The following is a 20,464-nucleotide window of genomic DNA, read 5'->3' on the forward strand; positions in this document are numbered from 1 at the left end:
CCTTCGGCAGGGCAAATACTGAGCTTGAGCGATCCGGTCCAAATGTGAGGCTCGAGTTGTGTTTGTGAGGTTTGCGACGATCTCGCGACCCGGCGCGTCAGCCGTCGTAGCGGTAGGTGGTCTCCTGTGACCCCTCGGCGTGCGGCGGGTCGTTCTTGCCGCGGTTCTCGTTGGTTCCCGGGTCCACGGTGAAGACGTGGCGCTCCGCGAGGATGCGCGAGGTCTTCGGGTCGATCAGCAGCTCGGACCGGGTGTGCGACGGGCCGTCGGAGTCCTCGGCGATCAGCGCGGCGCCCGGCCGGCCGAACGCGTCCTTCGCCGTCGGGTCGACCTTCACGGCCGGGACGCGGCTGAGCGCGCGGTAGACCGCCGCGCGCACGTCCGGGGCCACGCGCGGCGCGGTGAGCACGTTGCCGGCGTAGATCAGCGCCCGGGCGATCGGTGAGCGGCCCGCCTCCTGGATCAGGTCGGCCTGCTCCGGGTGCAGGCCTGCGGGCACGCGGCCGGCGGCCCACGCGGCCACGGCGGCGGCGACGGCGTCCGGGTCGGTCGGGACGGTCACCGGCCCCTCGGTGCTGCCCGGGCGGAAGAAGGCCGGGATGCCCTGGAACACGGTGCCGTAGGGCTGGCGCCATGTCGTGATGTCGCGGATCTGGTCGCCCTCGCGCCGCTCGGTGCGCTTCACGCCCGGGAGCTCGGGGATCGCCGACCCGGGCGGCGGCTCGATCGGCTGCTCCGGGACGGGCCGCAGCGACTCCATCCGCGCCTCGTACTCGGTCTCGGAGACGGGACGCACGATCGTCCAACTCAGGTCGACGTGGCCTTCGATCTCCGGGGCCGCGAGGATCTCGAGGCGCGTCTCGGCCGTGTAGCCGGAGAAGCGCGGGTTCGACGCGGCCGTCGCCGCGGCCGCCTCGAGGACGCCGAGGCGCGGGCGGCCGTCCGGCGGCGCGGGCCCGGAGTCGTAGACGAACGACGCCGTGACGGCCAGCGCGGCCACGGCGCCGCCCAGGGCGAACGCGCGGCGGGGGCGCCAACCAGCGGTCCGGCGCGGCGTGGTGACGATCCGGCGACGCGTGTCCTCCCACGCGGGCGCGCGGTCATCACCGGCGGCGGGGTCGACGGCCTGGAGGCGGTCGAGCAGATCAGGGGTCTCAGTGGGCATGCGTCAGGCTCCGTAGCTGGAAGGTCGGGTCAACGGCGCCGTGGCCGGCGCCGGAGGAAGCGGGGTGTCGGACTCGATGGCGCGCTCGAGCCGGGCGCGGGCGCGGTGCACGCGCATCGTCAGCGTCGCGGCGCGCACCCCGAGCACCTCCGCCGCCTCGGCGTGGCTCAGCCCGTCCCACGTCACGAGCAGGAGGACCTCGCGGTCACCGGGCCGCAGAGCGGCGAGCCCGCGCAGCAGCACGCCCGCCTCCATGCCGGACGCGGCGTCGCCGACGTGCGCGGGGCCCCGCTCGGCCTCGTGCGCGAGCCGCTCGTACAGCGCCCGCTGGCGTCTGGACGCCCGGAAGCGGTTGGCCAGCAGCTTGCGGGCCACGCCCAGCAGCCAGGTCCGCGGGGCGGCGGGGACGGCGTCGAGGCGGCGCCAGGCCACGACGAACACCTCGGCGACGACCTCGTCGGCCTCGTCGTCGCCGATGCGTCGGCGGACGAAGGACCGGACGGCTCCGGCGTGCTCGCGATGCAGCCGTTCCAGCTGCGCTTCATCGTGCATGCCGGGTGAGTGTCCCGCAGCGCACGAGACATCACACCCTGCAATACTGTTCGATCACCGAACCAGCGTTCACTATGCGAACACACGCCGAGATCACTCCACTGGCCGACGCCGTCGCGGATCTGGTGCGCGACGGCGACACGGTCGCCCTCGAGGGCTTCACCCACCTGATCCCCGTCGCCGCGGGACAGGAGCTCATCCGCCAGCGCAAACGCGACCTCACGCTCGTGCGGATGACCCCGGACATCGTCTACGACCAGCTGATCGGCGCGGGCTGCGCCAGGAAGCTGATCTTCTCCTGGGGTGGCAACCCGGGCGTCGGCTCGCTCCATCGCTTCCGCGCGGCGGTCCAGGCCGGCGAGCTGGAGATCGAGGAGCACAGCCACGCGGGCATGGCCAACCGCTACGTGGCCAGCGCCTCCGGGCTGCCGTTCGCGGTCATGCGTGGCTACAACGGCACCTCGCTCCCCGAGCACACGAGCACGATCAAGTCGATCACCTGCCCGTTCACGGGCGAGCAGCTGACCGCCGTGCCGGCGCTGGACCTCGACGTCGGGATCATCCACGCGCAGCGGGCGGACCGCGACGGCAACGTCCAGCTCTGGGGCCAGACCGGCGTCCAGAAGGAGACCGTGCTGGGCGCCAAGCGCAGCATCGTCACCGTCGAGGAGATCGTCGACGAGCTCGACGACAAGCCGTACTCGGTCGTCCTCCCGCGCTGGGTCGTCACCCGCGTGTGCGAGGTGCCGGGCGGCGCGAAGCCCTCCTACGCGCAGGGCTACTACGACCGCGACAACGTCGCGTACAAGGCCTGGGACGAGATCTCCCGCGACAAGGCACAGTTCGACGCGTGGCTGGAGGCGCTGTGACCGCGTACGAGGCCGACGAGATGATGACCGTCGAGGCCGCGCGCCGGCTGCGGGACACGACCGCCTGCTTCGTCGGGATCGGGCTGCCCAGCACAGGTGCGAACCTCGCCCGCCGCACGCACAACCCGGACCTCGTGCTCGTGTACGAGGCGGGTGCGATCGGGGCCAAGCCGCCCAGCCTGCCGCTCTCCATCGGGGACGGGATGCTCGGCGAGACCGCCGACACGATCGCCTCCGTCCCGGAGATCTTCAACTACTGGGTCCAGCCCGGCCGGATCGAGATCGGCTTCCTCGGCGCCGCGCAGCTGGACCGCTACGCGAACATCAACACCACCGTGGTCGGCGACTACGCGAACCCGAAGGTCCGCCTGCCGGGCGCGGGCGGCGCGCCCGAGATCGCGGCGTCCTGCGGCGAAGTCGTGATCATCGTGCGCCAGTCTCCGCGGGCGTTCGTCGAGCAGGTCGACTTCATCACGAGCGTCGGCCACGGGGACGGCGCGGGCGCGCGTGAGCGGCTCGGCCTGCGCGGGAAGGGTCCGACCAAGGTGATCACCGACCTCGGCATCCTCGAGCCCGATCCCGAGACGCGCGAGCTCACCCTCACCCATCTCCACCCCGGGGTCACCGCTGAGCAGGCGCGCGAGGCGACGGGCTGGGACCTCAAGCTCGCCGATGATCTGCAGACCACCGAGCCGCCGACGGAAGAGGAGCTGAAGGCCTTGAGGGAGTTGCTCGCCGCATGACCGCGTACATCTACGACGCGGTCCGCACGCCGTTCGGCCGTTACGGCGGCGCGCTGGCCAAGACGCGCCCGGACGACCTCGGCGCGACGGTCGTGAAGGCGATCGTCGAGCGCACGGGCGTCGATCCCGCGCGCATCGACGACGTCATGTTCGGCAACGCGAACGGCGCCGGCGAGGACAACCGCAACGTCGGCCGGATGGCGGCGCTGCTGGCGGGCCTGCCGACGTCCGTGCCCGGCAACACCGTCAACCGCCTGTGCGGCTCCAGCCTCGACGCGGCGATCCAGGCCAGCCGCGCGATCGAGACCGGCGACGCCGACGTCGTGCTCGTGGGCGGCGTGGAGTCGATGAGCCGCGCGCCGTGGGTCGTGCTCAAGCCCGAGAAGGGCTTTCCCGCCACGCCGCAGACGATGCACTCGACGACGCTCGGCTGGCGCATGGTCAACCCCGAGATGCCGGAGCAGTGGACGATCTCGCTGGGCGAGTCGACCGAGAAGCTGGCCGGGATCCACGGGGTGGGGCGCGAGGCGCAGGACGCGTTCGCGCTGCGCAGCCACCAGCTCGCCGACAAGGCGTGGAACGACGGCTTCTACGACGACTGGGTGATCGCGGTCCCCGGCGCCGAGCTCGCGCGCGACGAGGGCATCCGCGCCGACAGCAGCCTCGAGAAGCTCGCCAAGCTCAAGCCCGCGTTCGTCAAAGACGGAACCGTCACGGCCGGCAACGCGTCGCCGCTCAACGACGGGGCCTCGGCCGTGCTCCTCGGCAGCGAGAGCGCCGGGCTGGGTGAGCCGCTCGCCCGGATCGCCGGCCGCGGCACCCACGCCGTCGACCCCGACATCTTCGGCATCGGGCCGGTGGAGGCCGCGAACAAGGCCCTCGCCCGTGCCGGCATCACGTGGGACGACGTGGACCTCGTGGAGCTCAACGAGGCGTTCGCCGCGCAGTCGCTGGCGTGCGTGGGCGAGTGGCCGATCGATCCCGAGAAGGTCAACGCGTTCGGCGGCGCGATCGCCATCGGGCACCCGCTCGGGGCCTCCGGCGGCCGGATCCTGGGCACGCTGGCGCGTGGGCTGAAGGCCACCGGCGGCAAGTGGGGCGTCGCGGCGATCTGCATCGGCGTCGGCCAGGGACTCGCGGTGGTGATCGAGGCATGACTCGCGCTGCGCGCTCGCATGCCTTGTCGGGAACTCGCCTTGCGGCTCGTTCCCGCGGTGCTGGAAAGGACGAAGTGTGACGCGCTTTCGCGACGACTCGGATTCACATCCCCCGATGGACTACGCGGGCTACAAGTCGACCGCGCTGCGCCATCCCAAGCAGCAGCTGATCGCGCTCCCGCACCGGCTCACCGAGGTCAGCGGACCCGTGTTCGGCGACGACCGCATCGGCGAGTTCGACAACGACCTCACGCAGGGTCCCAGCGGCGAGGCGATCGGCCAGCGGATCATCGTCCACGGCCACGTCAAGGAGGACGACGGGCGCCCGGTGCCGGACACGCTGATCGAGATCTGGCAGGCCAACGCGGGCGGCCGCTACCGCCACGCCGTGGACCAGTGGCCTTCCCCGCTGGACCCGAACTTCACGGGCGCCGGCCGGACGATCACCGACAAAGACGGCTACTTCCGCTTCCTCACGATCAAGCCGGGCGCGTACCCGTGGCGCAACCACCCGAACGCCTGGCGGCCTGCGCACATCCACTTCAGCCTGTTCGGGCGTGCCTTCACGCAGCGCCTCGTGACCCAGATGTACTTCCCGGAGGACCCGCTGTTCTTCCAGGACCCGATGTACAACGCGATCCGCGACGAGCGGGCGGCGAAGCGGATGGTGTCGGCGTTCGACTACGACGCCACCGAGGATCACTGGGCGCTCGCCTTCCGCTGGGACATCGTCCTGCGCGGCGAGGAAGCCACGCCGACCGAGGAGCCGCACGCATGACGCTGGGCACGACGCCGTCGCAGACCGTCGGGCCCTACCTGGCGATCGGCCTGCCGTGGCCGGACGGCCCGGACGTCGTCCCCGAGGGCACGCCGGGCCGCCTGCGCCTGTACGGCCGCGTGCTCGACGGCGCGGGCGACCCGATCGGCGACGCGCTGATCGAGACCTGGCAGGCCGACCCGGACGGCAAGTTCGGCACGGCCTTCCGCGGCTTCGGCCGCTGCGCGACCGACGAGGAGGGCGCCTGGGAGGTGTTCACGCTCAAGCCTGGTCGGCTTGGAGACGGACAGGCACCACATGTCGACGTGAACGTGTTCGCCCGTGGCATGCTGAACCGCTGCGTGACCCGGATCTACTTCGCCGACGAGGACAACACCGGGGACCCGGTGCTCGAGTCGGTTCCCGAGGCGCGCCGGACGACGCTCGTCGCCCGCCCGGATGCCGACGGCTACCGGTTCGACGTGTACCTCCAAGGCGAACGTGAGACCGTCTTCTTCAAGGTCTGACGACGTCTTCTCCGGCGTGCTCGCGCGGGGGCGCGTGCCCGAGCACGTCTCGGGGCGCGCCTGGCTGCAGGCGCTGCTGGACTTCGAGGCCGGCTTGGCGCGGGCGCAGGCGCGGGCAGGCCTGATCACCGTGGACGAGGCCGCGGCGATCGAGGCCGCGTGCCAGGCGGACCTCTACGACGTGGCGGAGATCGGCGCGGGGGCGGCGGAGATCGGCAACCCGGCCGGCGCGGTGGTCAAGGCGCTCAAGGCCGCCGTCGCCGACGCGCCGGTGCACAAGGGCGCGACGAGCCAGGACGCGATGGACTCCGCCGCGATGCTCGTCACCAAGCGCGCGCTGGGCCCGCTGCTCGGCGACCTGCGCGGCGCCGCCGACGCCGCCGAGCAGCTCGCCCGCACGCACCGCGAGACGCCGATGATCGGCCGCACGCTGCTCCAGCAGGCGCAGCCGACCACCTTCGGGCTCAAGGCCGCGGGCTGGATGGTCGGCCTCGACGAGGCCGCCGACGCGCTGCACAACGTGCGGCTGTCCGTGCAGTTCGGCGGGCCGGTCGGCACGCTCGCCGGCGCCTGCCCGGCCAGCGCGCCACCCGACGTCGGCGTGGCCGGGATCGAGGGCGTGCGCAACGAGCCGCCGCCCGTCGCGCTCGTGCGCGCGATCGCGCGGGAGCTGGACCTCGACGTGCCGCTGCTGCCCTGGCACACGCTGCGCGGCCGGATCGGTGAGCTGGCGGGCGCGCTCGGCGTCGCCGCCGGCGCGATCGGCAAGGCCGCGCTCGATGTCGTCCTGCTCGCCCAGACCGAGGTCGGCGAGGTGCGCGAGGGCACAGGCGGCGGCTCGACCTCGATGCCGCACAAGCACAACCCGGTCGCCGCGATCGCCGCGATCGGCAACGCCAAGCAGGCGCCCGGGCTCGTCGCGACGCTGCTCGCCGCGATGGTCCAGGAGCACGAGCGCGCCGCCGGCGCCTGGCACGCGGAGTGGCGGCCGCTGAACGAGCTGCTCGTCGCAACCGGCTCGGCCGCGAGCTGGCTGCGCACGTCGCTCGAGGAGCTCGAGGTGGACGCCGAGCGCATGCGGACCAACCTGAACCAACCCGACCCCGATCTCGGCGCGGCCGCCACGTTGGTCGACCGCGCGCTGGAGCACCGATGATCCCCCACCACCGCGTCACGGGACCGGAGGACGCGCCCGTCCTCGTGCTCTCGAACTCGCTCGGCACGACGCTCGACATGTGGAAGCCGCAGGCGGCGAAGCTGGCCCGGACGTTCCGGCTCGTCCGCTACGACACGCGCGGCCACGGCGGCAGCGACACGCCGCCCGGCCCGTACGCGATCGAGGACGTCGGCCGTGACGTGCTGGACCTGCTCGACGACCTCGGGGTCGAGAAAGCGCACTTCGCCGGCCTCTCGCTGGGCGGGATGACCGGGCAGTGGCTCGCGATCAACGCGCCCGAGCGCATCGACAGGCTCGTGCTGCTGTGCACGTCGCCGAAGATGGGTCCGGCCGAGATGTGGGTCGACCGCGCCAAGACCGTGCGCGAGCAGGGCACGGAGGCGATCGTCGACGGCACCTTCGAGCGCTGGTTCACCGAGGACTATCGCTCCAACAACGACCTCAGCGACCTGCGCGCGATGTTCGTCGGCGTCCCCGACGAGGGCTACGCGAGCTGCTGCGCGATCATCGAGCGGATGGACCTGACCGACGGGCTGCCGAACGTGAAGGCGCCCACGCTGGTCATCGGCGGCGCGCAGGACCCCGCGACCCCACCGGACGACCACGCGGCGGTGATCGCGGGCGCGATCCCGCGCGCGCGGCTGGAGATCGTCGATCCCGGCGCGCACCTGCTCAACGTCGAGCGGCCGCAGGAGGTCACCGACCTGATCCGGGAGCACCTGCGATGAGTGAAGACCCGCGGTACGACGCCGGCATGAAGGTCCGGCGCGAGGTGCTCGGCGACGAGCACGTGGACCGCGCGACCGACAACGCGACCGACTTCACGCGACCGTTCCAGGAGTACATCACCCGCTCCGCGTGGGGCGAGGCGTGGACGCGCGAAGGCCTGGACCGCAAGACCCGCTCGTGCATCACGCTCGCCATCCTCACCGCCCTGCGCGCCGAGAACGAGATCCCGATGCACGTCCGCGCCGCCAAGCGCAACGGGCTCACCGACGAGGAGATCCTCGAAGTGCTCATCCACACGGCGGTCTACGCGGGTGTGCCGGCCGCGAACTCGGCCGTGGCGATCGCGAACAAGGTGCTGGCTGAAGGTGAATGAACGGGGCGAGCACTTCGTCCAGTCGCTCGAGCGCGGGCTGCTGGTCATCCGCGCGTTCAGCGAGGAGGAGCCGGAGCTCACGCTCTCCGACGTCGCCCGCCGCACCGGCCTCACCCGCGCGGCCGCGCGCCGCTTCCTGCTCACGCTCTGCGACCTCGGCTACGTGCGCTCGGACGGCAAGCGCTTCGCGCTCACCCCGCGCGTGCTCGAGCTCGGCTACGCGTTCCTGAGCAGCCTGAGCCTGCCGGAGATCGCCGAGCCGCACCTCGAGCGGCTCGCGGCCGAGGTGCGCGAGTCCAGCAGCGTCTCGGTGCTCGACGGCGACGAGATCGTCTACGTCGGCCGCGTCCCGACGAGCCGGATCATGCGCGTCTCGATCAACGTCGGCACGCGCTTCCCCGCGTACGCCACCTCGATGGGCCGCGTCCTGCTCGCCTCGCTCCCGCCTGCCGACCTCGACGCCTACCTCGAGCGCGCCGACCTGCGCGCGCTCACCGCCCGCACGATCACCGACGCCGCCGCGCTGCGCGCCGAGCTGGACCGCATCCGCACCCAGGGCTGGGCGCTCGTGGACCAGGAGCTCGAGGAAGGGCTGCGCTCGGTCGCCGTTCCGGTCCGCGGGCGCGAGGGCGGGGTCGTCGCGGCCGTGAACGTCTCCGCCCACGCCAGCCGCGCCACGCCGGAGGCGGTCCGCAAGACGCTGCTGCCGCCGCTGCTGGCCACCGCGGCGCGCATCGAGAGCGACCTCAAGGACGTCGGAACGCCGCAGGCCCGCGCCTATCATTGAGAGGCGATGGCGCACTGGTCCCAGCAGGCTTTGGAGCGGCTTTCCGGCGCTGGTTACCGGCGCGGCGGGGCGCGTGAGGCGGTCATCGAGCTGCTCGACGAGCAGCCCTGCGCCCTGTCGGCGCAGGACATCGAGGACCGCCTGCGGACCGGCGAGGGCCGGCGGGTCGGCCGCGCCTCGATCTACCGCGTCGTCGACGAGCTGGTGACGCTGAACCTCCTGACCCGCGTGGACGTCGGCGACGGGGTCGCGCGCTACGAGCCCCAACGCGGCCACGCCGAGCACGAGCACCATCACCACCTCGTGTGCGACGGCTGCGGGCGGCTCGAGCCGTTCCAGGACGACGCGCTCGAGCAGGCCATCCGGCAGCTTGCAAGCCGCGTGTCATTCGACGTCTCCGACCACGACGTCACCCTGCACGGTTGCTGCCAAGCCTGCCGCATTTCCTAGACCTACGGGGATACGTGGAGTGATCTCCACGCGCGGCGCGTTGCCACAGGCGCCCGCGTCAGGTGCAATCGACACAAGCGCCCCTTGAGGGAGGGGCGGTTCGTTCGTTTCCCTAGAGGGGGGTACACACCACATGCGCTCACGCGCACCCGTGGCTCTGCTTGCCGTTCTGGCAGGTTTCGCAGCCACTCCCGCGGCGGCTTCGGCCGCCGAGCCTCAGACCCTGGCTCCGTATTCGGTCGAAGCAACTCCGAGCCAGGCGGCCGAGCTCATCAAGAAGGGCTACGACATCGAGGAGGGTGGCGCCGACGGCTCGTCCGGCACGCTCCCGCTCGAGATCGTCGCCACGCCGAAGCAGGTCGACGACCTCGAGGCCAGCGGCCTCGACGTCGCGCCGCTCGCCATCGACAAGCCCGTCAAGAAGTCGGCGGCGCTCGGCGACAGCCCGAACCCGTACTTCAACGTCTACCGCTCCTACATGGAGACGGGCGGCATCGCGGACGAGATGAAGGCCATCGCCGCGGCCAACCCCGACGTCATGAAGCTCGAGCAGATCGGCACGTCCACGCTGGGCAAGCCGATCTACGTCATCAAGATGACGGAGAACGCGCGCACGACGCCGGACGGCTCGAAGCCCGCGATGCTCTTCTCCGCCGTCAACCACGCGCGTGAGTGGATCGCCGCCGAGATGGGTCGTCGTCTGCCGGGCTGGTTCGCCGCCCACAAGAACGACACCAACATCCGCGAGCTGATCAAGACCCGCGAGCTGTGGTTCCTGCCGATCCAGAACCCGGACGGCTACGACTTCACCTTCACCTGCGGCACGGGCACCGCCCAGGTCAACTGCGACTACCGCACCACGTCGCCGAACAACCGCTTCTGGCGCAAGACGCTGCGTGACAACGACAACAACGGCGTCTACGGCAACAACCAGGACGGCGTTGACCCGAACCGCAACTACCCGGCCAAGCGCGGCATCGACGAGGAGGGCGCGTCCAACAGCATCTCGGGCGAGACCTACCGCGGCCCGTACCCGCTGTCGGAGCCGGAGAACCTGGCCGTCGACCGCCTCCAGCGTCGCGTCAAGTTCACCGCAAACATCAACTACCACTCCGCGGGCCAGCTGCTGCTGACGCCGGTTTCTTACACGACCGACTACTACCCGCCCGACTCGACGATCTTCGATGCCATCACCGGCACCGACGGCGACGAGGCCGTGTTCCCGTACCGCTCGCAGCACTCCTCGGACCTCTACGAGTCCAACGGCGACACGATCGACAACGCGTACATGAACTACGGCATCATCGGCTGGACGCCGGAGATGGACACGTGCGCGACGCTCGGCGAGCCCAGCGGCTGCAACCAGTTCGCCTCGCCGGATGACGAGGAGATCGTCCAGGCCGTCTTCAACAAGAACCTGGCCTTCGCGCTCAACGTCGCGGAGTCGATCCCGAACATGGGCCGTCCGAAGAACTTCGAGAACGACCCGAGCCACTACCAGGTCAAGGCGACCCAGGACATCCAGCTCAACCGCTTCGACGTGTCCTACGGCACGCCGCAGCTGGTCGAGGCCACCGTCCGCAAGGAGCTCGGCCCGGCGTTCGTCACGGCCACGGTCGTGGGCCAGAACGGCAACTTCACCGGCCGCATGGAGGCCGCGCCCCCGGGCGAGCGGTACAACGAGGTCAAGGGCTACTACTTCGAGCGCCGCCGCGCGACCATCCCGGCGCGCATCGGCACCCGTGACCTGCAGGTCGGCGACATCGTCAACGTCGTGGTCAAGGCGGCCGGCCTCCAGCAGGAGTTCCGCTACCGCATCGAGGCCAAGAAGGACGACGCGGCCAAGAAGCGCGTGCTCGTCGTCGCCGCCGAGGACTACACCGGCGTCTCGCCGAACGTGACCCCCGGCTACGACACGCAGGCCCGCTACCTCGCGCAGCACGTCTCCGCCCTGGAGGCCGCCGGCTACGAGGTCGAGGTCTACAACATCGACGCGCCCCCGGTGAAGGGTGGCTCGCCGAGCACGTACATCCAGCCGGCGATCAAGTACCCGACGAACATCGGCGTGCTCTCGCACTTCGACGCCGTCAACTACTACTCCGGCGACGACTTCGCGCCGCAGGACATCACCGAGACCAGCCCGCGTCGCATGTCGTCCGCGACGGCGCAGACCGGCTCGTTCGAGATGGCGCCGTGGGCGCACAAGATCATGCTCGAGCTGCGTGACTACGCGAACGAGGGCGGCAAGCTCGTCGTCGACGGCCGCAACGTGCACCAGCCGTTCACGTCGACCAGCGCTTCGCTGTCGGCCACCGGCCCGTACACGTGGACGCCGGACAAGCTGTTCGGCTTCTTCTACCCGCCGAACAACTCGGGCGACGACGATCTCCCGGGCACCGCGTACCAGCGTTCGCGCACGATCTCGAACGACACGTGGCAGAACTACCTCGGCGTCATCGGCCGTCAGTCGGGCATCGGCGTCGCGCTGAGCACGTCGACCGCGACCAACAACAACAACCCCGCGATCGCCGGTTACCCGGTGGCCGGGCGCGCCGGTGGCATCTTCGCCGGCATGGACCCGCTGGTCATCGAGCAGGGCTCGACCGGCGATCCGAACCAGGCCACGGACGGCACCGCGCTGCCGCTGGCCCGCATCCCCTCGCGTCTGCGCAACTGGGGCGCGTCGAACGAGCCGCTGCGCGCCGAGCGCGTCGAGGCCGACTACGCCACGCCGGTCACGTACGGCACGTCGGGCGGCGCCATCCTGTCGACGCGTGACGCCGTCACGTTCGGCTTCGGTCTCGAGCAGCTGAGCGAGACGCAGCGCAACGAGGTCGTCAAGCGCACGATGGACTACCTGCTGCCGGCCGCCGCGGACACCACCGCGCCGACCATCGTGGGTTGGAAGTACCCGACGCAGAACTGGCAGGGCACCCCGGCCGACCCGGTCGACCTGGAGCTGACGACGTACGACGAGCGCGGCGACATGAAGGAAGTCCGCCTGTTCGCCAACGGCGTCTACTACGCGACGACCACGGTCTACCCGTTCCAGTTCCGCTACACCCCGCCGGCCTCGGCCGTCGGCACCACGGTCCAGCTGACCGCCGAGTCCGTCGACGTCGCCGGCAACGTGGCCACCACGGGCACGCCGCTCAGCGTCGTTGTCAACGCCGCTCCGTCGGGTGGCACGTTCACCCAGGCTCCGGAGCCGGTCGCCAACCCGACCATCACGGGCACCCCGACCGTCGGCTCGACGCTCACCTGCGTCAACGGCGGCTTCCGCAACACGCCGACGGGCACCACGGTCGCGTGGCTGCGTGACGGCGTCGTCATCACGGGCGCGGCGACGAACGCGTACGTCGTGACCACGGGCGACATCGGCCGTGACCTCACGTGCCGCTACACGGCGACCAACTCGGCCGGTTCGGTCGAGGCGACGTCCACGCGCGTCACGGCTTCGGCCGCCGGCACGCAGGGCCCCGCCGGTCCGGCCGGCCCCACGGGTCCGACGGGCCCCGCCGGCTCGACGGGCGCGACGGGTGCCACCGGCGCCACGGGTGCCACGGGCGCGACCGGCGCCACGGGTGCCGCGGGTCCGATCGGTCCGATCGGTGCCACCGGCCCCGCCGGCCCGAAGGGTGACAAGGGCGACAAGGGCGACACGCCCAACGTCCGCGTGACCTGCGACCTGTCGGCTGACGGCAAGTCGATCGTCTGCACGATCACGGCCATCCCGCCGACCGGTTCGGGCGCCAAGAGCGCCAAGGCCAAGCTGACGGGCTCGATCCGCCTGCAGGGCTCCAAGAAGACCACCACCAAGTCCGGCAACGGCAAGGTGACGATGACCCTCAAGTCGGCCAAGAAGCTGAAGAAGGCTCCGAAGGTCGTCATCAAGGTCAAGGGCACGACCGGCAAGGCCGTCACCACGACGGTCACCGCGAAGTAGCCACTCTCAGCTCCTAGCTGAAGCGCAACGAGGGCCCCGCCGTGGCGGGGCCCTCCGCGTTTAACGGGGCTAGGACGCTGCGCGCTTGAAGTGCAGGATCGCGATCTCGGTCGGGAACACCTCGGTGTCTCCGTCGTTGTGCCGAGCAGCGCTCTCCTCGGCGATCGCGAGCGCCTGTTCCTGCGTCTTGTTCAGAAGCTTGTTGAGCTTCTTGAACGCCTTCTCGTCAAGCTCGAGCGGCGTGCGGTTCAGGATGACGTCCGGGTCTTGCAGGTGTCCGGCGTCGGCTGAGGCGCCGAGGTCGGTGACGAGCTCGGTGAGCGTCTCGCCCGTGAGCTCGCCGCGAAGGCCGGCGGGCAACGTGCGCCACTGGTCCTCGTCGAGGGTCGGCCGGGCGGTCGCCCGGTAGAAGTGCTGCAGGGCACCGCGGCGCGGCTCGGTGCGCACGAGCTCGACGCAGTCGTAGTCGCGCAGCATGCGCACGTGGTAGCTGACGACCCCTAGCGGAGCGCCGAGCTCCACTGCGAGATCACCTGGGCTCGCTACACGCTCGCCCAGCCGCTGCAGGATCCGCGCGCGCAACGGGTGCGCGAGCGCCTTCGCGATCCGGGCTTCCGAGGTTTCCCCCGGTGGTCGATTCCGTCCGGTGTTACCGGATGGGGTTGATGAACTGGTGGGCATGGTCGCCCGCAAGCCTACCCGTCAGAGGACTTACCACCCCCAGCGGTCAACGTCGGCGCGCCAACTCGGTCTCAAACGATCGTAAACGGTGACCGAGTGAAACCGGTTTCAACCTCGCAAAGCATTGAGCGCGGTCGGGACACCTTGCGCTTTAGTCGCCGGTCTGTTTACGATCTCCCTGCCTAGCCGGTCGGCACCCCTCACGGACCCCCCGAAAGAGCGACCCTGCCGACCTCCCGCTCGGACCTGACCAGTCCAGCCCCCCGGCTGTAGGAGCGGCACCTGAGGCGGAGGGAGGGTCGGCGGTGCGCCGGCCCTCCCTTTCATTCACGTGGTCGCGAGCCGCTCGATCGTCGCCTCGATGTCGCGCTCCGTGGTGCGTGGGTTGATGGTGCACAGCCGCGCGACGACGCGGCCGTTGAGCCGCGTGGTGCTGGGCGCGGCGAAGCCGTCGGCGACGGCGCGAGCGACCATCGCGTCGGTCTCCTCGTCCGTCGCGTGCGCGGGTCGGAAGGTGACGATGCCGAGCGTCGCCGGCGACGTGACCTCCCAGAAGGGGTCGCGGGCGAGCGTCGTCTCGGCGTGCTCGGCGAGCGCGATGCCGTGGGCGATCGCATCCCGGAATGCGTTGACACCGAACGTTGTCACCGACAACCACAACTTCAGTGCACGTGAAGATCGTGTGAGCTGCGGACCGCGTTCACGCAGCTGAACGTGGTCATTCTCGGTATCCCGCAGGTACGCGCCTTCGAGGCCGAACGTCGCCTCGAGCAGGCCGCGGTGGCTGACGAGGACGCACCCGATCTCGTACGGCTGGAAGAGCCACTTGTGGGGGTCCAGCACGAGCGAGTCGGCGCGTTCGATGCCGGCGAGGAGCGCAGCGCCTTGGGCGGTCAGCCGGGCGGGCCCGCCGTAGGCGCCGTCGACGTGGAACCACAGGTCCTCGCGGGCGGCCTGGTCGGCGAGGTCGTTGAGCGGGTCGACGCTGCCGGTCGACGTGGCCCCGGCCGTGCCGACGACGAGGAACGGCTGCAGCCCGGCCTCGCGGTCGAGGTGGACCGCGGCGTCGATCGCGGCGGGCTGGAGCCGGTGCGCGGGATCGGCCTTCAGGACCCGCAGGTTCGCGGGGTTGAAACCGAGGATGCGCCACGCCTTCGCGATCGCCGCGTGCGTGTGCTCCTGCACGTAGCCCGTCGCCTGGTCGCGGTCCTCGGCCTTCGCGCGCGCGGCGGCCGCCAGCGCGGTGAGCGTGCCGACGCTCCCGCCGCTGACGAGGATGCCCTCGGTGTGCGCCGGCATCCCCATCCAGCCCCGGAGCCAGTCGACGACGGCGAGCTCCATCGCCGATGCGCCCGCCCCGCCCGTCCAGCTGCCCGCGAACACGTTGTGGCCGGTGCCGATCAGGTCCGCGAGCACCGAGATCGGGTTGCTCGGGCTGCCGATCCGCGCGAAGAACCGCGGATGATCGCCGCGCTGCCCGCGCGGCAGGACCTCGTCGAACAGGAAGTCGATCGCTTGCCGAGGGTCGCTCGGTCCGTCCGGCGCCGGCGGGATCGCCATCGGGCCCTGCACAGGCGCGATCGGCGGCTGCGCGTCAAGCCCTTCCCACCGATCGACGAGCCGGTCCCACACGTAGTGGCCGAGCGCGCGTAGCTCGTCGGGCGGCAGATCAAGCATCCCAGGAAGTTAAACGTCCAGGACGTTTAAGTTGTCGGCCATGCGCGCCGCCGTCATGCACTCGTTCGGATCCCCGCTGTCGCTCGAGACCGTCCCGGACCCCGTGGCCGCGCCGGACGGCGCGGTCGTCAAGGTGCTCGCAACGGGCGTCTGCCGCTCGGACTGGCACGGCTGGATCGGCCACGACCCGTCGATCGAGCTGCCCCACGTGCCGGGCCACGAGCTGTGCGGCGAAGTCGTCGAGGTGGGCGCGGAGGTGCACGGCATCGCGGTCGGCGACCGGGTCACGGTGCCGTTCTGCTGCGGCTGCGGCGTCTGCGAGCCCTGTCGCACGGGCGAGACGCAGGTGTGCGAGCGCGACATCCAGCCCGGCTTCACGATCTGGGGCTCGTTCGCGGAGCACGTCGCGCTGCCGCGTGCGGATCTGAACCTGGTGCGCGTGCCGGACGCGCTCTCCTCGGTGGACGCCGCGTCGCTGGGCTGCCGCTTCATGACCGCCTGGGCCGCGCTCCACGTCCACGCGCGAGTGCAGGCCGGCGAGTGGGTCGCGGTGCACGGCTGCGGCGGCGTCGGCCTCGCCGCGGTGATGATCGCCGCCGCCGCGGGCGCGCAGGTCATCGCGGTGGACATCGACGACCGCAAGCTCGCCCGAGCGCGCGAGCTCGGCGCGGTCGCGGGCGTGTCCTCGGACGTGGTGCCCTCGATCGTCGACCTCACGGGCGGAGGCGCGCACGTCTCCCTGGACGCGCTGGGCTCCTCGACCACGTGCGTGAACTCAGTGTCCTGCCTGCGCCGCCGCGGCCGCCACGCCCAGGTCGGCCTCCTGCTCGCCGAAGAGCGCTCGGTCGCGGTCCCGATGGCGCGCGTGATCGGCTGGGAGCTCCAGGTCCTCGGCGTCCACGGCATGGCGGTGCGCCACTACGACGCCATGCTCCGCGCGGTGGCGGCCGGGTCGGTGCGCCCGGGCGAGCTGGTCGCGAAGACGATCGCGCTCGACGCGGTCGGCGACGAAGTGGCCTCGATGGGCCAGTTCGCGCAGGAGGGCGTGACGGTCGTCGTGCCCTAGCGGCTACGGCTGCCACATCCGCGCGCACGCCCGTTTTGGAGACATGCCACGCGAGCGTCGAGTTTCTCGGCTCCAGCACGAGAAAGTCGACGCTCGCGTGACAAGGGCCGTGATCGTTTTGCAGAGCGGAACGAGCCCGAGCGAATCGCCGAGGGGAACGCAACGCGTTCCACAGTCCGGGGAACCCGGCTCATTTGCACAAGAGCGCACCGGCCGCGGCGCCCGACGGTGTGCTCGCCGTTACCGCGGCTTCAAGCGCACCACTCCGCCGCAGCGAGCGCCAGCACCAAGGTCGTTGCGCGCACCGACTCGAGGTCCACCCACTCGTCCGGCGCGTGCAGGTTCCCGCCGATCGGTCCGTAACACGTCGCGGGCACGCCCTCGTGGACCACGAACGCCCGCGCGTCCGTCGTGCCCGTGAACGCGAGCCATTCCAGCTCGTCGTCGTGGACCAGCGCGTGCGCCCGCCCGAGCACGTCGAACAGCGGCAGCGACCGCTCGAGCCCGAAGCCGTGCGCGCGGAAGCCGCGCCACTCGACCGGGACGCGCACCGCGGCCTCGAAGCGGGACATGACCTCGTCGAGGTCGGCGTCCACGTCGACGCCGAGACGCACCTCGACGATGCACTCCTCGGGCACGGACGAGGCCCAGTCGCCCGCCTGGAGCACGCCGACGTTGTAGTTGAACGGGTGCGCGTGGTCGGCGAACCAGCGTGACCGTGGCTCGGCGTTGACCTCGGCCTCCAGGGCCTTGATCCGCTCGATCACGGGCATCGCGGCCAGCGCGGCGTTGATGGCTTGGTCCGCCCGTTCAGCGTGGGCGGCCTTGCCATGGACGGTCAACCGCGCCCACAGCACGCCGACCTGCGCCTCCAACGCCGCGTGGTTGAAGGGCTCGGGGATGAGCGCCGCATCCGTGCGCGGGCAGCGGGCCCGGCAGGCGGCGGCGCCGTTGCCCGTGCACTCCTCCTCGACGACGGTCTCGACGAAGACGTCGCCGCGCAGGCCGGCCTCGCTGAGCGCGCGCACGGCGCCGAGCATCGCCACCACGCCGGCCTTCATGTCCGCGGCGCCGCGGCCGTACATGCGGCCGCCGTCGATCTCGGCCCCCCACGGGTCATACGACCAGCGATGCTCCAGGGTCGCGGGGACGACGTCGATGTGACCGTTGAAGGTCAGCGAGCGCCCGCCGCCCAGCCCGGCGAGCCGCGCCGTGACGTTCGGGCGCCCGGCGTACCCCATCAACGGCGGCGAGGCGCCGGGCACGTCGGGGTTCACGTCCCACAGCTGCGGCTGCAGCCCGATCGAGCGCAGCTCCTCGGCCACGAGCTCCTGGGCGGCAAGCTCGTTGCCCAGCGTGCTGGGCACGCGCACGAGCTCCTTCAACAGCGCGAGTTGGCGGTTCCAACCCGCGTCGACGGCACTGCGCAGGTCCATCCCGAAACGGTGGCACACTCCGGCACGTGACGGACTTCTACCTGCTCGACGAGAAGCTCACCGACGACGAGCGCGGCATCCGGGACCGGCTGCGCGCGTTCTGCGCGGCCGAGATCACGCCCGTGATCAACGGCTACTGGGAGCGGGCCGAGTTCCCGTTCGAGCTGGTCCCGAAGATCGCGACGCTGCAGATGGCCGGCGGGACGATCGAGGGCTACGGCTGCCCCGGGATGAGCGCGACCGCGGCCGGCCTGGTGAGCATGGAGTGGGCCCGCGCCGACGGGAGCATGGGCACGTTCTACGGGGTGCACTCGAACCTCGCGATGCAGTCGATCGCGATGCTCGGCTCGGACGAGCAGAAGGCGCGCTGGCTCCCGCCGATGGCGGACCTGGACGCGATCGGCGCCTTCGCGCTGACCGAGCCCGAGCACGGCAGCGACGCCGTCCACCTCGAGACGAGCGTGCGGCGCGAGCAGGACGAGTTCGTCATCAACGGCCGCAAGCGCTGGATCGGCAACGCGAGCATCGCCGACGTCGTCATCGTCTGGGCGCGCGACGAGGACGGCCACGTCGGCGGCTACCTGGTCGAGAAGGGCACGCTCGGCTTCGACGCGACCGTGATGACCGGCAAGACCGCGCTCCGGGCCGTCTGGCAGGCCGACATCACGATGACCGACGTCCGCGTCCCCGCCCACAACAAGCTCCCCGGCTGCCGCAACTTCCGCGACGTCGCGGGCGTGCTCTCCCGCACGCGCTACACCGTCGCCTGGCGCGCGCTCGGCATGGCGCTCGGCGCCTACGAGGCGGCGCTCGCCTACGCGAAGGAGCGCGAGCAGTTCGGCAAGCCGATCGCGAGCTACCAGCTCGTGCAGGACAAGCTCAGCCGCATGCTCGCCGAGATCACAGCCATGCAGCTGCTGTGCCTGCGCCTCTCCGAGCTGGTCGAGGACGGCCGCCTCACCGCCGGGATGGCGTCGATGGCCAAGATGAACCACGCCGCGAAGGCGCGCGAGATCGTCGGCATGGCCCGCGACATCCTCGGCGGCAACGGCATCCTGCTCGAGAACCACGTCGCGCGCCAGCACGCCGACATGGAGGCGATCTTCACCTTCGAGGGCACGGACAGCATCCAGGCCCTGATCGTGGCCCGCGAGATCACGGGCCACAACGCGATCACTACGTGAAGGCCGGGAGCCCCGTGATCGCCTGACCGAGGATCAACGTGTGCATCTCGTGCGTGCCCTCGTACGTGAGCACCGACTCGAGGTTGTTCGCGTGGCGCAGGACCGGATACTCCAGCGTCACGCCGTTGGCGCCGAGGATCGTCCGGGCCGTGCGCGCCACGTCGATCGCGGCGCTGACGTTGTGGTACTTGCCGTAGGACACCTGCTCCGTGCGCAGCGTCCCGGCGTCCTTCATCCGCCCGAGGTGCAGCGCGAGCATCGTCGAGTTGGAGACCTTGACCGCCATGTCCACGAGCTTGGCCTGCGTGAGCTGGAAGCCCGCGATCGGCTTGTCGAACTGCACGCGGGTCTTGGCGTACTCGAGGGCCGCCTCGTAACACGCGCGCGCCGCGCCCGCCGCGCCGAAGACGATCCCGAAGCGCGCCTCGTTCAGGCAGCTCAAAGGCGCCCGCAGCGACGTCGCCTCCGGCAGCCGGCTGGACTCGGGCACCTCCACGTTGTCGAGCACGAGCTCGCTGGTCACCGACGCGCGCAGCGAGAGCTTGCCGTGCATGACGGGCGCGCTGAACCCGGGCGTGCCCTGCTCGACCAGGAACCCGTTGACCTTGCCGTCCTCGTTCTTCGCCCAGACGACGGCCACGTCCGCCAGCGAGCCGTTGGTGATCCACATCTTCGAGCCGTTGAGCACCCAGCCGGCGTCCGTCTTCTTCGCGCGCGTGCGCATGCCCGCGGGATTGGACCCCGCGTCCGGCTCGGTCAGCCCGAAGCAGCCGATCAGCTCACCGGCAGCCATGCCCGGCAGCCAGCGCTCCTTCTGCTCCTCGCTGCCCCACCGGTGGATCGCGAACATCGCCAGCGAGCCCTGCACCGAGCAGAACGACCGCAGGCCGGAATCGCCCGCCTCGAGCTCCAGGCACGTGAGCCCGTACGCCGTCGCCGACGCGCCCGCGCAGCCGTAGCCCTCCAGGTGCATGCCCAGCAGCCCCAGCTGACCGAGGTCGAGCCCGATCCCGTCCGGCAGCGACCCGGCCTCGAAGTGCTCCGCCACCACCGGCAGGAACTTCTCGCGCACGTACTGGCGCACGGTGCTGCGGATCAGCCGCTCCTCGTCGTCGAGCTGCGCGTCCAGCGCGATCGGATCGAGCGGATCGAAGGTCGGGAGGGTGGCGGTGGACATGCCCCAAGGGT

19 protein-coding genes are annotated in these 20,464 nt (G+C 71.2%); 13 read left to right on the top strand and 6 right to left on the bottom strand.

The features are described from left to right. Positions 1-97: 97 nt before the first annotated feature. Both OJ997_RS05080 and OJ997_RS05085 read right to left on the bottom strand, forming a co-directional pair. On the bottom strand, positions 98-1,165 hold the full coding sequence (locus OJ997_RS05080) for a hypothetical protein (RefSeq protein ID WP_270023959.1): 1,068 nt from the start codon (positions 1,163-1,165) through the stop codon (positions 98-100). A 3-nt stretch (positions 1,166-1,168) separates the two neighbouring features. Further along, positions 1,169-1,717 (bottom strand): RNA polymerase sigma factor, encoded by a 549-nt coding sequence (locus tag OJ997_RS05085; protein ID WP_270023960.1) that lies wholly within the window; start codon positions 1,715-1,717, stop codon positions 1,169-1,171. Between the two features lie 74 nt (positions 1,718-1,791). Here OJ997_RS05085 and OJ997_RS05090 point away from each other — a divergent pair, with 74 nt between their 5' ends. The 11 genes from OJ997_RS05090 (at position 1,792) to OJ997_RS05140 (ending at position 13,232) form a co-directional block, all read left to right on the top strand. Continuing rightward, the gene (locus tag OJ997_RS05090) at positions 1,792-2,586 is read left to right on the top strand and encodes a CoA transferase subunit A (protein WP_270023961.1); all 795 of its coding nucleotides are present in this window, start codon (positions 1,792-1,794) and stop codon (positions 2,584-2,586) included. 20 nt (positions 2,587-2,606) lie between these two features. Next, positions 2,607-3,329 carry a CoA-transferase subunit beta gene (locus OJ997_RS05095; protein ID WP_372517867.1) on the top strand — a complete coding sequence of 241 codons (723 nt, stop codon included), beginning with the start codon at positions 2,607-2,609 and terminating at the stop codon, positions 3,327-3,329. Next, positions 3,326-4,486 carry a thiolase family protein gene (locus OJ997_RS05100; RefSeq protein ID WP_270023963.1) on the top strand — a complete coding sequence of 387 codons (1,161 nt, stop codon included), beginning with the start codon at positions 3,326-3,328 and terminating at the stop codon, positions 4,484-4,486. Before OJ997_RS05095 ends, OJ997_RS05100 begins: the two co-directional genes overlap by 4 nt. 76 nt (positions 4,487-4,562) lie before the next feature. Beyond that, complete coding sequence (pcaH, locus tag OJ997_RS05105; protein WP_270023964.1) at positions 4,563-5,264, top strand: protocatechuate 3,4-dioxygenase subunit beta; 702 nt, start codon at positions 4,563-4,565, stop codon at positions 5,262-5,264. Continuing rightward, complete coding sequence (gene pcaG, locus OJ997_RS05110) at positions 5,261-5,770, top strand: protocatechuate 3,4-dioxygenase subunit alpha (RefSeq protein WP_270023965.1); 510 nt, start codon at positions 5,261-5,263, stop codon at positions 5,768-5,770. Before pcaH ends, pcaG begins: the two co-directional genes overlap by 4 nt. Continuing rightward, positions 5,745-6,926, top strand: a complete 1,182-nt coding sequence (locus OJ997_RS05115; protein ID WP_270023966.1) for a lyase family protein — start codon at positions 5,745-5,747, stop codon at positions 6,924-6,926. Before pcaG ends, OJ997_RS05115 begins: the two co-directional genes overlap by 26 nt. Then, complete coding sequence (gene pcaD / locus OJ997_RS05120; RefSeq protein ID WP_270023967.1) at positions 6,923-7,675, top strand: 3-oxoadipate enol-lactonase; 753 nt, start codon at positions 6,923-6,925, stop codon at positions 7,673-7,675. The genes OJ997_RS05115 and pcaD overlap by 4 nt, the downstream gene beginning before the upstream one ends. After that, positions 7,672-8,049, top strand: coding sequence for a 4-carboxymuconolactone decarboxylase (gene pcaC, locus OJ997_RS05125; RefSeq protein WP_270023968.1), 378 nt, complete (start codon positions 7,672-7,674; stop codon positions 8,047-8,049). Before pcaD ends, pcaC begins: the two co-directional genes overlap by 4 nt. Further along, on the top strand, positions 8,036-8,836 hold the full coding sequence (locus tag OJ997_RS05130) for an IclR family transcriptional regulator (RefSeq protein WP_272599390.1): 801 nt from the start codon (positions 8,036-8,038) through the stop codon (positions 8,834-8,836). Before pcaC ends, OJ997_RS05130 begins: the two co-directional genes overlap by 14 nt. Before the next feature lie 6 nt (positions 8,837-8,842). Then, positions 8,843-9,286 (top strand): Fur family transcriptional regulator, encoded by a 444-nt coding sequence (locus tag OJ997_RS05135; RefSeq protein WP_270023970.1) that lies wholly within the window; start codon positions 8,843-8,845, stop codon positions 9,284-9,286. A 151-nt stretch (positions 9,287-9,437) separates the two neighbouring features. Continuing rightward, positions 9,438-13,232, top strand: a complete 3,795-nt coding sequence (locus tag OJ997_RS05140) for a M14 family zinc carboxypeptidase (RefSeq protein WP_270023971.1) — start codon at positions 9,438-9,440, stop codon at positions 13,230-13,232. A 69-nt stretch (positions 13,233-13,301) separates the two neighbouring features. Here the strand turns inward: OJ997_RS05140 and OJ997_RS05145 are convergent, their stop codons facing one another. Next, on the bottom strand, positions 13,302-13,913 hold the full coding sequence (locus OJ997_RS05145; RefSeq protein WP_270024026.1) for an ArsR/SmtB family transcription factor: 612 nt from the start codon (positions 13,911-13,913) through the stop codon (positions 13,302-13,304). Between the two features lie 327 nt (positions 13,914-14,240). Continuing rightward, the gene (locus tag OJ997_RS05150) at positions 14,241-15,590 is read right to left on the bottom strand and encodes a pyridoxal phosphate-dependent decarboxylase family protein (RefSeq protein ID WP_270023972.1); all 1,350 of its coding nucleotides are present in this window, start codon (positions 15,588-15,590) and stop codon (positions 14,241-14,243) included. A gap of 40 nt (positions 15,591-15,630) precedes the next feature. On the opposite strand from OJ997_RS05150, the gene OJ997_RS05155 reads away from it, so the two are divergent. Beyond that, a complete protein-coding gene (locus OJ997_RS05155) occupies positions 15,631-16,656 on the top strand; it encodes an alcohol dehydrogenase catalytic domain-containing protein (protein WP_270023973.1) in 1,026 nt (341 codons plus the stop codon). A gap of 251 nt (positions 16,657-16,907) precedes the next feature. Here OJ997_RS05155 and OJ997_RS05160 read toward each other — a convergent pair whose 3' ends face one another. Continuing rightward, a complete protein-coding gene (locus OJ997_RS05160) occupies positions 16,908-18,092 on the bottom strand; it encodes an ArgE/DapE family deacylase (RefSeq protein ID WP_270023975.1) in 1,185 nt (394 codons plus the stop codon). Positions 18,093-18,118: 26 nt separating this feature from the next. Here OJ997_RS05160 and OJ997_RS05165 point away from each other — a divergent pair, with 26 nt between their 5' ends. After that, on the top strand, positions 18,119-19,276 hold the full coding sequence (locus OJ997_RS05165) for an acyl-CoA dehydrogenase family protein (RefSeq protein WP_270023976.1): 1,158 nt from the start codon (positions 18,119-18,121) through the stop codon (positions 19,274-19,276). Here OJ997_RS05165 and OJ997_RS05170 read toward each other — a convergent pair. Further along, a complete protein-coding gene (locus OJ997_RS05170) occupies positions 19,269-20,453 on the bottom strand; it encodes an acyl-CoA dehydrogenase family protein (protein WP_270023977.1) in 1,185 nt (394 codons plus the stop codon). The genes OJ997_RS05165 and OJ997_RS05170 overlap by 8 nt on opposite strands. Positions 20,454-20,464 lie beyond the last annotated feature (11 nt).

The sequence above is a fragment of the Solirubrobacter phytolaccae genome (assembly GCF_027587195.1).
Lineage (GTDB): Bacteria > Actinomycetota > Thermoleophilia > Solirubrobacterales > Solirubrobacteraceae > Solirubrobacter > Solirubrobacter phytolaccae.